The sequence below is a fragment of the Nostoc sp. WHI genome (genome assembly GCF_015714725.1).
Lineage (GTDB): Bacteria > Cyanobacteriota > Cyanobacteriia > Cyanobacteriales > Nostocaceae > Nostoc.
This window is the reverse complement of the sequence record NZ_WBKM01000211.1, coordinates 1-13,555: the sequence shown is the minus strand read 5'-3', so window position 1 is coordinate 13,555 and position 13,555 is coordinate 1. Positions and strand designations below refer to the sequence as shown.

Here is a 13,555-nt window from a genome sequence, read left to right as displayed (position 1 = left end):
CGTTGAGCCTTTGAACCTCGACGTTGAGCCTTTGAACCTCGACGTTGAGCCTTTGAACCTCGACGTTGAGCCTTTGAACCTCGACGTTGAGCCTTTGAACCTCGACGTTGAGCCTTTGAACCTCGACGTTGAGCCTTTGAACCTCGACGTTGAGCCTTTGAACCTCAACGTTGAGCCTTTAAGCCTCGACATTGAGCCTTTGATGCTGATGCTTGACAAATAACAAATAAAAGATGTCAAAAGTATTAATTACAGGCAAAACTAAACTACTGGGAGTAATTGGACATCCGGTGGAACATTCGCTGTCGCCACTGATGCATAATGCTGCGTTAGCGCAGCTCGTCGTAGACATCGCTCATTTGGGATTAGATTACGTTTATCTTCCCTTTCCCATTGCACCAGAGAATTTAGAGATTGCGATCGCAGGTTTCGCCGCTATTGGTGTTGTCGGTTTTAATGTGACAATCCCTCATAAGCAGGCTATCATCCCCCTCCTCTCAGAAATTACACCCGTTGCTCAAGCTATAGGCGCAGTCAACACTGTTAGTCGCCAAAATAATAAATGGGTGGGGACAAATACAGATATAGAAGGATTTATCGCTCCTTTGCAGACAACGTATAAACAGGATTGGAGCCAGAAGGTGGCAGTAATTTTAGGTAATGGTGGTGCAGCCAGAGCAGTTGTCGCAGGTTGTCACCAATTAGGTTTTGCCAAAATTTATGTGTTGGGGCGCAATGTGCAGAAATTACAAGCATTTTGCGATAGTTGGAGTAATTCACCTATAGAAGAGAATTTGCAAGTCGGTACATGGGATGAACTAGCAAAATTGATTCCTCAAGCAGATTTGCTGGTAAACACAACCCCCATCGGGATGTATCCCAAGGTTGATGAGTCGCCTTTGAGTGGAGAAGAAATAGCGAATTTACCAAAGGGTGCGATCGCTTACGATTTAATATATATTCCTAAACCAACGCAATTTCTAGAGCAAGCAGAAAAACAAGGTGCAATTGCGATCGATGGCTTAGAAATGCTAGTTCAACAAGGAGTAGCAGCATTAAAAATTTGGTTGCAACGGGAAACTGTACCCGTAGAAGTGATGCGCCAAACATTGAGAGAGCATTTAGGTTTAGGTTAATAGAGAAACAATTTCCTGCTCAATTGCTCCCAACCCTTTCAAAGTTGCTTTCTAAGCCTCTGTTATCCCTATCACTCCAGTGATATTCATTAATCTAGGACTTACGCAAAACTACACGGTGTAGGGGCAATTCATGAATTGCCCCTACCTAAAAATCAGGGCTTCAGCTATTGTTTGCGTAAGTCCTATAATCTTTTGAGTATACCCAGTATTTTTTATTCTGAATTCCAATTTGGTATACGGATGCTTATTTCATCCCAATAAAGGCCAATGCCGTCCTGCGCCCGATGAAAAAGCGGGTACAACGACTCGCTGACGGCATGGAAAGCGGCGGTCTGGTTGAGTTCGCCGAAAATCCCGGCGACGCGCGAGCGATGCACTTGCTTCTCACGGAAGCCAGTAGGGCAACGTATCACAATGCGTTGGAGCGCGAATGGCAGTGGACAAATGCGATCGCCGAAGACTACGTTAGTAAGAAAGCCATCAACCTGATGCCACACCCAACCCCCGCCGAACAGTTCGACCCAAGTAACCCGCGATTTACCGCCGACCGATTCACTCTCCTCACGCAGATGCGCGAGGAGGCTCCCGTGACATTCCTGCCCGCACTTGATGTTTACGCCGTGACGCGGTGGCAGGAAGTGCACGACGTTTTAGGGGATGCCGTGACATTCGCGTCATCCGAGGCGTTTAGCGCAGGAGTTCATCTCGCGCCCGAAGCCCTCGCCATCTATTCAGTCACGTCGCCGATCTTCGCCTACAACCCGATCAACGTGGACAAGCCGCTCCACACCCGCTTACGTGACCCGCTCATGGCGGCGTTCTCTCCAAAGCGCACTCAGTCGCTCGCCCCGACGGTGATAGCGGACGTCGAAGACCTGCTCGATTCTATCGCGGCATCGGGCAGTCAAACTGACCTGCTCCTTACGTTGTGCAAACCGCTTCCGCTACGAACGATCTGCCGACTACTGGGTGTTCCGCTTGCGGATGCCGAGAAGTTGAGTGGCTGGTCGAATGCCCTTGTCACGTTCCAGACACCCGGCTTACCTATCGAGGTGCAAGTCGTCGCAGCACAGGGTTTGCGGGCGTTGGAAAACTACATCCGCGAAATGGTCGCCCAAAAAGCCGCGACGCCGGACGACGGTTTAATTTCCGCGTTGGTCGCCGGTCGCGCCGCCGGAGAAAACGATTTGTCAGAGGATGAGTTAGTCGCGGACATTGCCATCGTTTTCTTTGCCGGACACGAAACCACCATCAATACGATCGCCAATGCGTTCCACTCGCTTTTGAATCAGCGTGACCAATGGGAAGCCGTCGTATCGGGAACCGTGGACACCGAAAATCTAATCGATGAACTCTTGCGCCACGACACATCGGTGATGGGCTTATACCGACGTGCCACCGTGGATACCGTTATTGGCGGCGTTCCCGTGCCGCAGGGCGCGACGCTTTGGGTGTGCTATGCTGCGGCGAACCGTGATCCTGCCCAGTTTGACGCGCCGGAAACGCTCCAGTGTCAGCGTGGGAAAGCCCGCCAGCATTTGACGTTCAGCTACGGTGCTCACTATTGCGTCGGGTCGTTGCTCGCCCGTCTGCAATTGCGCGAGGCGGTCACCCGCGCCGCGAAGCGTTTTCCAGAGATGCATCTTGCGCCGGGCGTGGTTGTGCCGGAAATCCCAAATCATGCCACTCGCGGCCCAATCACGCTTCCGGTGTTGCTGAAATAAAAAGGTTGTGCCCTTTGCAACACTCCTCGCCCAAATACGTTCCGAGGATGCCGTAATATTCCTGCCCGGAAGTAGCAGCACTAGCACTGAATTGAATCTATGTTCTTCAAACCCAAAATACTTTTATTATGGCTTACATTATTCCTCAGTTTTGCAAGTCTATTTCTTAGTTCTTGGATTATTCTTTCTGCTCCAAATATGTTTTTACTCACTCTAGCAGTGGGAGCGCCAGAAGTCAGTCCTTGGTTATTCTTATTAAATTTGCTTCCTTTATTGCTTTCTTTATCCTACATCCGTCGCTGTAAACTACGACGTTTAACTTGTATTTTCAGTTTGATAGGATTGCTAATTTGTGGATGGGTACTAGTGAATATCCCACTAACTCAAATGCAGATGGACAAAGCGATGAAACAAGGATTGGGAACAAATTATCTAGGGCAAATTCCAGTCGAAGTAAGCGCTAAAATGCAAACCCATCCCTTTAACTTAGTTAATTTCTTCCGGGGTATTCCATTAGGCAAAACACGTCATCAAACAGATATTATTTTCGCTTCTCCTGCGGGAGTTCCTTTAAAAATGGAAGTTTACCAACCCCCAGAGGTAGGGAAATATCCAACAGTGGTAGTAATTTATGGTGGAGCTTGGCAACGTGGCAATCCTGGGGCTAATGCTGAGTTTAATCAATATATCGCTAATCATGGATATACGGTATTTGCGATCGCCTATCGACACGCACCTAAATATCAGTTTACAGCTCAGTTGAATGATGTGCGTACAGCCCTCAATTTTATTCGCAAACATGCAACGGAATATGAAGCCGATCCAGAACGTATGATACTTTTAGGACGTTCTGCGGGAGCGCACTTAGCCATGCTAACGGCTTATCAAATAGATGCGCCGCCCATCCGTGGTGTAGTGAACTATTACGGGCCTGTTAACTTAACTGAAGGATACAAAACACCGCCAAATCCCGATCCTATTAACACCCGCGCTGTTTTAAAAGCATTTCTCGGTGGTTCTCTCGAAGAATTACCAAATCAGTATGAAATTGCTTCACCAATAAATTACCTGACGCACCCTTTACCACCAACTTTATTAATTTACGGCAGTCGTGACCATTTGGTAGAAGCGCGATTTGGCAGACAGATGTACAAACGTCTACATGACTCTGGTAATACTGCGGTTTTTCTAGAAATTCCTTGGGCAGAACACGCTTTTGATGCTGTTTTCAATGGTGTGAGCAATCAATTAGCGTTATATTATACAGAAAGATTTTTAGCTTGGGCGTTGTTCAAGGAATAATTTTATTTAAATTTCAAAACGTAGACAAATTTCCTCAATCGCTTTAACAGGTAGATAAAGCTTGTAGGAATGTTCTTTAAATTGTTGAAAACCGTTAAAAATGTTTAAATATTTACTTCTGCGGCCAGCGCCAATTGTAGCGATTCCACTCGTAGATGCCTTGAATTTCATACTCAGCGCCGTTAAAGAAGCGGACGACGCAATTAGTAGAGGAATCATCGCGTAGCCCGTCGTAGACATTGCTAATTTCCTCGACCTTAATCACCATACAGGGAAACCATTCGCGCTTACAAGGCCCATCTTCTTGCACCCATTCCCATAGTGCATTAGAAACTTCAATGCGATCGCCTATTCTCAGCTTCAGTGCATCCTCAAAATAAGAATATTTATCAAAGTGGTATGATTCAACACGATTCAGCCATTGTAAACCGTAGCGTTGCCGGATAAATTGTACTGTCCCCGAATCATTTTCCAGCAGCCAGTCGTTGAGTAATTGCACTTTCCAAGTGCGGTTGCGTTGTTCTTCATCCTTAACAAACTGTAAAAATATTTCTAGCTCTTCTGAGTTAAGTTCGTCTAAAGGATTAGCAATATCTGTCACCCCAGACTTAGAGTTTCCCTGAATTTGCTCGATCACTTGCAGTAATATCTGTTTTTGGGTGTCAGTGAGAGGACAACTGGCTGCATCACAACGATTAAAGGCTGCAAACATAGCTGTTTCAATCTCATCTGGAGTCATAACTTAATCGTAATTGAGGGTTTATTTCCCTAATTATTACAAAGTTTAAATTAAAGTCTCCAATCACCCTGTAGTTAAATATAGACATACTTAAACGTAAGATGCTTAATATTTAGGAAAGTCCTACTTATCACCTAGTTAGACAAATTGCCATGACTCAAACTCAGCATCCCATAAAACTCCTGACTTTTGAGGAATTTCTGGCTTATGACGATCGCACTGATACCCGCACAGTTCAGATAAGACCAAAACATTTGTAGAGACGGCGATTTATCGCGTCTCAAAAACCCAAAATTTTGTACCAGTAGCCCTTAACCCAAGCGTATTGCGTTATAAGATTACATAATTATTGAATTAAATTACAGGGTATTTTATGCAGTTGCGCTCATTCACGGTCGTTTTTATTTCCTGTCTGATCACCTTTCTATCGTGGGCGATCGCTCCCTCAGCCATAGCGCTTACACAGATTAGACTATTTGATATTTCCTATAAAGATTGTCCACCAGAACTAGCACAAGGGGCTGTTATCAGTAGTGGTAGCGCGGCTGCCAATTGCTTTATTGTCATTGGTAAAGCAGAAAATGGCACTTATAAAACAGTCTACGACGCAGATATTTTTGGGCGCATCTATGATGCCAACAATGACTCAGTAATGCAAAACCGCACCCGTCTTGGTTTGATTGCAGAGGTGCCACCAGGCATTAGCGACTTTGAATTGAGAATTTCTGTACCTGCGAATCAGCCTACTCCGTTGAAGCTGAAGCAGTTTAAAGCTGCCGGGTTTAGCGCTCAAGTACGTAAGTAATAAATTTTAACTTTTCCCGCTAGAAGTCCTTCACCTTATCCAAAGATTCGGTGTCGGGATGAATAGCGGACAAATAATGTAGCGTGCCGCGATGCTGCTTTCATTTGAGTATTTGTCAATTAGGTTGCAATATCATGTCCGCTTAATCACTTACCAGATGTCATTGCGAGTGCAACGCAGTGGAATGTACCCTACGGGAACGCCAAAGGCGAACGCAATTGACTTGTGTTCAACCGGACATGATATTAGTTGTCATTGCGTACTCCTTTAGCGAACTCGTTTATGTAGCATCTCAGTCTGGAGAAGGGTACGAAGAAATAGTGTAGCGTGGCAATTTCTCTTCTGTATTGAAAGTCGCCAATCGGTCAATATTATGGGTAATATTATCGGCATAATACTTTCTAAGAGTATAAGAATTTCTTGTAACTTCTAAGGAGTTGTGTTGAAGATGATTCCCCCTATTGGATTTACTAAGTACCGTAGAGGAGATATTCTGCCTGAAAAGCTGAAGTTTCTAGAATCAGCAATGCTTTCAGCTTTTCGTTCATCAGTATTATCTTTTACTGTAGGTATAGGAGCGGCAAGTATAGCGTTCCTGGGTACTAATCTTGGCAGTGCGTTAGCGTTAGCGGAGCGTCTCGAAGAGAAGCTCGCCGTTGGCATCGCTCAGATTCCATTAACACCAGATTCAGCACCTCTCGGTGAAAAAACAATTTCTCAGGTTAATGTGCTGTTTGTCAATCCAAGTGTCGGTGATGACAGTACAGGTAATGGTAGTGAATCTACTGCTGTGAAAACCATTACCCAAGCGTTGCGATTAGCTAATGCCAATACTGTAATTATCCTCTCTACGGGTACTTATAGCGCCGAGACAGGAGAGAAATTTCCTTTAATATTGAAACCGGGTGTTTCAATTCAAGGCAACCCTAGCAATCAAGGTAAGGATATTGTGATTCAGGGAGGTGGTGATTACCTAAGCCGGAGCTTTGCCGGTCAAAACGTCACAATTGTTGGGGCAAACCAAGCCTTGCTCACTGGGGTGACAGTGACGAACCCTAACCGCCGTGGTTACGGTTTATGGATTGAATCTAGCAATCCAGTAATCGCGGAAAATACTTTTACAGGCAGTACCCAAGATGGGATTTCTGTCTGTGGTAACGCTGCACCCATCATTAGTAAGAATTACTTCGATCGCAATGGAGCCAATGGCATTACAATTGCTGGTAACTCCCGTCCTCAAGTGAAGGAAAATGTCTTTCACCAAACGGGTTTTGGGATCAATATTGCCCAAAATGCCGCTCCTGTAATCATCGGCAATCAAATTCAGAAGAATAGAACGGGAATTGTGGTGCAAGCAAATGCCCGCCCGATCTTGCGGAATAATTCTATTCAAGATAATAAAGAAGATGGTTTAGTTGCGATCGCTCAAGCAATGCCAGATTTGGGCAACGCATCTGAACCTGGGGGTAATGAATTTCGGAATAATGCTCGCTACGATATTAACGCCAGCGCTGCTAAACAGGTGATTTCTGCTGCTGGTAACAACCTTATGAGCGATCGCATCACTGGCAAGGTAGATATCAACGGTACAACAACACTACAAACTTCTCAACCCACCCCTATCCCAAATAATGTAGTTGGAGAAATCACTTTCTCAGCTCCTGGAGTTTCTGAAACTACCAATGAACAAACGAGTAACAGCATTTCAGCAAATAATTCTGTTTCTACACAATTAAACAGTCAACAGTTGCCATTGCTGCCAGCCAATGTACCACTTTCCGCGCCTAGATCCAATCAACAACTATCCACCTCTGGAGTCGTAGGTTTTCCTACTCCTAGCAGTTTGTCGGCTAAACAAATACCAACTAATACTCCACTTGCAACTCCCAGTCCAGCACAGCCACCTAATACACCACAGTTGAATTATGTGCAAATTGAGCCTAATACCATTGAGTTTACTGCTCCTCAGTACCCATCCAATTCAGTAGCACAGCCACAAGTCTCAAGTATGACGGATCAAACACAGCAGCCATTACCAATACTAGAAACTTCTGCCCCGGCTGCTTCAGCACTTTTACCACTTCCTGATAACAATATCCCTATTGGTAATACTCCCAATATCCGAACAAGTTCTGCAAGTATTCCATATCGCGGTAACTCTGTGACACAATTTGGTGTACGTTATCGCGTAGTAGTGCGACTCTTCACTGATAAAGATCAAGATTTAGTGCGATTCCTTGCTCCTGGTGCGTTTCCCACTGTTTGGCAAGGTCAAAGAGTTATGCAAGCAGGAGTATTTAGCAGTGAATATAACGCCAAAGAAATGCTCAAAATACTCTATACCAAAGGTTTAAGAGCAATTATGGAGCCGTTGAATTAATTGGGCATGGGGCATTGGGCATTGGGCATTGGTCAATAATCAATAGTTCATCTTCTCCTGCTCCCCCTGCTCGCTGCTCCCTGCCTCTATAGCGATGGTATATTTTTAATTTGGAAGTACTCTAAGGGCGATCGCTCTTTAACCAGTAAAGTAAACTGAAGACAGAAATACCACAAATCCAAGAATTGTCCCCATGAGCGTTCAAATCGAATTTCATAGAAATTCTCAGTAATGGGGGAGAACATTATCCGATGACAGACTATTTAACTCTTAATGAGCAAAAATTAAGACAATATGTGATATCAAACCCCCAGGATGAGGAGGCATTTCAGCATTACCTCAGCATCATGAGAGCGAAACCGGGGGTAGTGGTAAGCACTCCAGAACAATTAGAGGCTGAGTTAAAACGACGTATTAATCAAGCTAGTTAACATAGAACCCGTTACTGACATTCCAGTAACGGGGTTTTTTTAATTTAGCACCTTGACTCAATGTGAATTTTGGGACTTACCTTTATTCAGCAACGCCGATATTCCCGCGATCGCACACCCTAATACCCGAATATGAATGTTATATAGAAAAATTCCGTAGAATCACCTGCTGAAGTGGTAGTTATATAGAAAGTTTCCGCATAATAAATGGTTAGGCTCAACCAAGTATTTAAGTTACGAGTTAATGTTGTTCATTCCGCAAAACGATACGATTTCTTAGTGTATCTTTATTAGACCTTCTACCTGGAATCTAAAATGCCAAAAGAACCTGAATTTACTTCTTTTTCACGCGATGTCTTGGGTCGCTTTATTTGTAGTACATGGGAAGAATCCACACCTGATTCAGAAGGCATAGATGTAGTAGTGCTTGGATCGGGAATGTATGGTGGCTATTGTGCTTCAAAAATCTATGAGTTGAGCCGCCAGCGATTTGGGAAAATAAATGGTAAAAATCAATTCGATACCGATGGCTCTAAAGCATTGCGGGTATTGGTACTTGAGGCGGGTCCCTTTCTAATTCCAGAGCATGGACAAAATATTCCCAATTTAGGACTTTTTGACCCATTCGGCGATGGACCAATCAATGTAGGGGCGGGGAGCCAGCCTGGAATTCGCAAACTTGTCTGGGGGGTAGGCTGGCGCAGCAACCAACCCTTTGTTGGGCAAGCCTACTGTGTGGGAGGTAAAGGAATTTATTGGGGAGGCTGGTGTCCTCGATTCCAGAAATCTGACTTGGCGCAGTGGCCTCAGGAAGTTCGGGACTATTTACTCGAGGTAAACCCTGATAAACCAGTGGGGACTCGCCCTATTGAGCATAGAGACCCTTTTGACGACAAGAAGATTCTAAATCGGGATGAGCCTCTTTCAGCCTATGAAACTCTGGAATACGAGATTGGCGTACTACCCAGCGATGATTTTGTTTTTGACCCAGTGCAACTTGCTAAAAGTGAGATTGGCACTGAAAAAGTTGGTCTTAACAGGGGTTTACAATTTTTCCTAGACCAGAAACGGGGAACAACAGACCCCAACATTACTCAAGTTCTTCAGGCTCCCATTGCAGTACAGACCCAATCCTTTATCTCTGGACTCTTTGCTCTTGACAAGTACTCTAGTTTACCTGCTTTGACAGGGAGTATCCGTGCAGATCATGGGGATGGACGTGATTCCAATCTCCGTATTGCGGTTGTGCCCTTCACTCATGTAGTGCGTCTAGATTGTGAAACCAGCAGTGAAAGTCCAAATATTGGGACACGGGTAGTACGCAAAATTGTGGTGAAAAATAATGATCAGTTTAAAGAACTCATCATTGCGCCCCACTGTCAGGTGGTTCTAGCGATGAGTTGTATCGAGTCAACACGACTCGCACTAGAATCTTTCTCCCTTGTCGGTTCTGAACTGGCTCCCGCCGGACAAGAACTATTAGGTCGAAATTTTATGGTTCACCTTCGTGCAGATATTGCCTTTACTGTTGAAAGGACTAAGCTAGAAGAGTTTGTGAAAACCACTTGGCCCGGAAAGGAGCTTGCCGATCTTTTGCAGCTAGCAAGCCTCCATATCCAATGCGAAGGCAAAAATGGTAGATATCAGTATCAGCTCTATGCAGCCACCAATGCTGATGGGCCAGATGACAATATGTACAAAATGATTCCTGATCTTGACATACAGAGCCAAATCGCTCAGGAATTTGATTCAGATATAATTGGGCTGGTACTGAGAGCTTCCGGTGAAGTCCAGGGTGGTAGGGATTCCCCCATAGGTAATCCTGGTTTTGACTATATTGACTTAGCAGGGAATGCCGACTTTGACCAGACATTCAATCATCGCCGTGCCTGGGTGCAATTCAACCGTGGCGACCACTTCAATAATCCTATCTGGCAGGATATTCATGACACAGGTCATGCTATTGCTCGTACTCTGGCCAATGGAGGTTCCTTAACCTACACCGGAGGTCGTTCCTATTTATTAGATGACCTTAAACGTCAGCAGGGTGTGGGCACTACTTTTCATGATGCGGGCACACTCTGGATGGGTGATGATCCCCAGAAATCTGTTACTGATGTGAATGGACACTTCCACCATGTAACCAATGCTTATTGCAGTGACCAGGCTCTTTTTACAACAGTTGGTTCAGCCAATCCCGTTCTGACTGGATTAGCCCTGAGCCGCAAGGTTGCTGTCGATATTGTCGACCGTCATGATTCTTATGACGGTGACAAAGATACATTTTCAGGATTTTCAGTATCTTTAGCCAAAAGTCGAGGTTGGTTGGAAGTTCCCTATGAAGGTATTATTCGTATAAATGATGAAATCATAGAAACTAATCCAGGAAATAATGAAAACAATCAAGGAAGTATTGGATTTTCCTATCTGCGGGAAACCTTTGACAACTTTGAACTCATTGTTGATTGGAAAGCCTTCCGTACTTTTCGCTCCCAACCTTTGATTCCCAACGCAGGTATTTTACTAAGAATGCCCGATCCGACTGGTGTTGACTTCTCGAACCAAACTGCTTTTGATAACTTCTACGATCAAGTAACTGAGATTCAGATCGATGAAACTGGCAAAAACTTTGTTCGTAGCCGTATTCCTCAAGCAATCTTTGGTGATTCATTATTCAAAACGGGGGCGATCTACGGTCTTGCACCGGCTACTCAATGGGCTGCCAAGGCACTTGCTCCAGATGGTGATGACACCGCTAACCGATACTGGAATACATTCCACATCACTGCGAAAGACAACAAAGTAACTGTTCGTCTTAATGGCAAACAAGTATCTGAAGGTATTATTCCAACTCCTTTGAAACGCCTCAGTGGATTCATCGGATTGCAATTTCATACTGGTCGTGTTCAGTTCCGCAATCTTCAGATTAAGCCCCTACCTTAATGAACGGTTACTTCAATCCTTGACTGCCATCTTTTTTTAACTACTTGGAGTGTCAAAATGCCTCTTAACCTTAATACTAATGTTGGACCGATTGACCAAAACGATTCGCAGTACGAAGATTTTCTGGCGGATTTACAAGGCAATATTCTTAATGGACATGGACGAGACTATGCTGCACACATTTTTCTCACCTTTCAACCTGGAAAGATTGCCGAAGTGAAAGGATGGATTGCCAAACTTGCCACTTTCCAAATCACCTCCGCAAAAAGCCAATTGGATGCCTCAGAAGAATACAAACGCAGCAAAACGGATGCCGGACTGTTCACTCACTTTGCATTGACGGCTATTGGCTATGATTATCTCGAAATTACTAAACCTAATAGTCCAAATAGGCGGCAGCGACCGACTGAAGTACCTGATCGTTTTGGGAATCTAGCCCCGTTCTATGCTGATGCTTTTCAGGAAGGGATGAAAAGTCGTCAGACAGTTCTTTTAGACCCGCCTGTTGATACCTGGGAGGATGGATTCAAAGGTCCTATTCATGCCTTAGTTATTCTGTCCGATGATAATCCGGCTGATCTAACTGCTGCTGAATTAGCAATTAAGCTTGAGTTAAAGGACATCGCTACCATCAGAACGGTTGAGTATGGGCTGACACTGCGCCGGAAATTCGAGTTTACAGTGGGTGGAAGTGTTGTTCAAAAAGAATTTGGCAATATCGTCGAGCACTTTGGCTATGCAGATGGTGTCAGCCAACCAGCATTCCTGGAAAAGCAACTTAAAGGAGTGACTAGCAAATACTGGGAACATCCAGGGGCATCTCTCAAACTGGTGCTAATTCCCGATCCTAATGGGACAGAATTTGTAAGCTTTGGTAGCTTTCTGGTCTTTCGCAAACTTGAGCAGAACGTTAAGGGGTTCAAAACCGCAGAAGCAGAGATCGCAGAGAAACTAGGTTTACCAACAGAACTGGGTGGGGCGATGGCAGTTGGGCGTTACGAAGATGGCACACCTCTAGTTTTGCAGCCGAGTGATGGCGGTTGGACTGAACCCACTGAGCCGACTATCCCTAACGACTTCAATTATAAGGGCGATTCCGAAGGGCTTAAATGCCCATTCCATGCTCATGTCCGTAAGAGCAATCCGCGTCTGGAATCTGTCAAGCCAGGCGGTGCTTTTGCCCAAAGTGAAGAAGAAGAACTTGGTCACCGCATTGCTCGTCGGGGCATTACCTATGGTGGTCCTTTGAGCACTTCTGAGAATCTCGATGATTTGCCAACAAATGGAGTAGGCTTACTCTTCATGTGCTATCAGTCCGATATCTGGGAACAGTTTGAGTTCATTCAGCGTTTATGGTGCAATAATCCTAACTTCCTAGAACCAGGATTTTCGGAAGGACAAAATCCCAACTATGACAAGACTGGACTCGATGCAGTAATCGGTCAGAAACAAGGAGATCAGAGTGATCCTGTGATTGGTGAGGCTCCAAAATCTCCCCAAAATTGGCCTCAAGAATGGGGAAAAGCGACAGTTAAGCCAGACATTGAAGCAGAAAAACAGTTTGCCCAATTTGTGAAATTGAAAGGAGGAGATTACTTCTTCTCTCCTTCGATTAGTTTTTTAAAAAATCTCTCTTTAGTTTCACCTTCTCAGGGTAAGCGAAAGAAGCAATAAGAGTGTCTTTCTTGCGAAAGACTTGAGGTGATTCTCAATAGTAAGGTCTTGTTGCAATTGTGTTTCTACGGAAAAACAAGGGTTTCATCATTAGAGGAAGTGGCCTCTAATGAAGTATAAGTATCATATAAACAGAAAACCAGGTAAAGCTTAAAAGTCTTATCCTGTCGGTTAACCCATAATATTGCCGTAAAAACGTGATTATGCTTCCAATTCACTTCGGCAATATTATCTTTTCAATGTCTCTAATCAGTAAACCAAAAAGTTTTTCGCCAAAGAGCGATCGCTAACTGCTTCAGTCATCATAGTAAAATTGACAACTCAAAATGATGATTTCAGTTTCAGTCACTTCATACACTAAACGATGCTCATCCGTAATTCGTCGTGACCAAAGAGGCAGGGGGCAGGGGGCAGGGGC

The 13,555-nt window shown here is 44.6% G+C and carries 10 protein-coding genes and 1 pseudogene; 9 read left to right on the top strand and 2 right to left on the bottom strand.

Features of this window, described 5'->3' with window-relative positions; translation table 11 throughout:
• From F8S12_RS21080 to F8S12_RS21065, 4 genes and pseudogenes are all read left to right on the top strand, one after another.
• A pseudogene (locus tag F8S12_RS21080) lies at positions 1 to 223 on the top strand (hypothetical protein); the annotation flags it as partial.
• A 10-nt stretch (positions 224 to 233) separates the two neighbouring features.
• Complete coding sequence (locus F8S12_RS21075; protein ID WP_196518100.1) at positions 234 to 1,136, top strand: shikimate dehydrogenase; 903 nt, start codon at positions 234 to 236, stop codon at positions 1,134 to 1,136.
• Positions 1,137 to 1,423: 287 nt separating this feature from the next.
• Complete coding sequence (locus F8S12_RS21070) at positions 1,424 to 2,863, top strand: cytochrome P450 (RefSeq protein ID WP_196518097.1); 1,440 nt, start codon at positions 1,424 to 1,426, stop codon at positions 2,861 to 2,863.
• Between the two features lie 99 nt (positions 2,864 to 2,962).
• On the top strand, positions 2,963 to 4,165 hold the full coding sequence (locus tag F8S12_RS21065; protein WP_196518095.1) for an alpha/beta hydrolase: 1,203 nt from the start codon (positions 2,963 to 2,965) through the stop codon (positions 4,163 to 4,165).
• A gap of 112 nt (positions 4,166 to 4,277) precedes the next feature.
• Here the strand turns inward: F8S12_RS21065 and F8S12_RS21060 are convergent, their stop codons facing one another.
• On the bottom strand, positions 4,278 to 4,904 hold the full coding sequence (locus tag F8S12_RS21060; protein WP_196518093.1) for a hypothetical protein: 627 nt from the start codon (positions 4,902 to 4,904) through the stop codon (positions 4,278 to 4,280).
• Between the two features lie 373 nt (positions 4,905 to 5,277).
• On the opposite strand from F8S12_RS21060, the gene F8S12_RS21055 reads away from it, so the two are divergent.
• The 5 genes from F8S12_RS21055 to F8S12_RS21035 all read left to right on the top strand — a co-directional run bounded on the left by F8S12_RS21055 (position 5,278) and on the right by F8S12_RS21035 (position 13,137).
• Positions 5,278 to 5,709, top strand: a complete 432-nt coding sequence (locus F8S12_RS21055; RefSeq protein ID WP_196518091.1) for a biotin carboxylase — start codon at positions 5,278 to 5,280, stop codon at positions 5,707 to 5,709.
• Between the two features lie 448 nt (positions 5,710 to 6,157).
• On the top strand, positions 6,158 to 8,089 hold the full coding sequence (locus F8S12_RS21050) for a DUF1565 domain-containing protein (protein ID WP_196518089.1): 1,932 nt from the start codon (positions 6,158 to 6,160) through the stop codon (positions 8,087 to 8,089).
• A gap of 251 nt (positions 8,090 to 8,340) precedes the next feature.
• Positions 8,341 to 8,520 (top strand): DUF6887 family protein, encoded by a 180-nt coding sequence (locus F8S12_RS21045; protein ID WP_196518087.1) that lies wholly within the window; start codon positions 8,341 to 8,343, stop codon positions 8,518 to 8,520.
• 315 nt (positions 8,521 to 8,835) lie between these two features.
• The gene (locus tag F8S12_RS21040; RefSeq protein WP_196518085.1) at positions 8,836 to 11,463 is read left to right on the top strand and encodes a family 16 glycoside hydrolase; all 2,628 of its coding nucleotides are present in this window, start codon (positions 8,836 to 8,838) and stop codon (positions 11,461 to 11,463) included.
• A gap of 57 nt (positions 11,464 to 11,520) precedes the next feature.
• Positions 11,521 to 13,137 carry a Dyp-type peroxidase gene (locus F8S12_RS21035; RefSeq protein ID WP_196518083.1) on the top strand — a complete coding sequence of 539 codons (1,617 nt, stop codon included), beginning with the start codon at positions 11,521 to 11,523 and terminating at the stop codon, positions 13,135 to 13,137.
• Between the two features lie 295 nt (positions 13,138 to 13,432).
• On the opposite strand, the gene F8S12_RS21030 is transcribed toward F8S12_RS21035, so the two are convergent.
• Positions 13,433 to 13,537, bottom strand: a complete 105-nt coding sequence (locus tag F8S12_RS21030) for a type II toxin-antitoxin system YoeB family toxin (RefSeq protein WP_230968167.1) — start codon at positions 13,535 to 13,537, stop codon at positions 13,433 to 13,435.
• Positions 13,538 to 13,555: the final 18 nt, after the last annotated feature.

What these genes read in the sequence shown, in the direction of transcription:
- F8S12_RS21075 (WP_196518100.1), top strand. Translation starts at nt 234, where the DNA reads ATGTCAAAAGTATTAATTACAGGCAAAACTAAACTACTGGGAGTAATT.
- F8S12_RS21070 (WP_196518097.1), top strand. Translation starts at nt 1,424, where the DNA reads ATGAAAAAGCGGGTACAACGACTCGCTGACGGCATGGAAAGCGGCGGT.
- F8S12_RS21065 (WP_196518095.1), top strand. Translation starts at nt 2,963, where the DNA reads ATGTTCTTCAAACCCAAAATACTTTTATTATGGCTTACATTATTCCTC.
- F8S12_RS21060 (WP_196518093.1), bottom strand. Translation starts at nt 4,904, where the DNA reads ATGACTCCAGATGAGATTGAAACAGCTATGTTTGCAGCCTTTAATCGT.
- F8S12_RS21055 (WP_196518091.1), top strand. Translation starts at nt 5,278, where the DNA reads ATGCAGTTGCGCTCATTCACGGTCGTTTTTATTTCCTGTCTGATCACC.
- F8S12_RS21050 (WP_196518089.1), top strand. Translation starts at nt 6,158, where the DNA reads ATGATTCCCCCTATTGGATTTACTAAGTACCGTAGAGGAGATATTCTG.
- F8S12_RS21045 (WP_196518087.1), top strand. Translation starts at nt 8,341, where the DNA reads ATGACAGACTATTTAACTCTTAATGAGCAAAAATTAAGACAATATGTG.
- F8S12_RS21040 (WP_196518085.1), top strand. Translation starts at nt 8,836, where the DNA reads ATGCCAAAAGAACCTGAATTTACTTCTTTTTCACGCGATGTCTTGGGT.
- F8S12_RS21035 (WP_196518083.1), top strand. Translation starts at nt 11,521, where the DNA reads ATGCCTCTTAACCTTAATACTAATGTTGGACCGATTGACCAAAACGAT.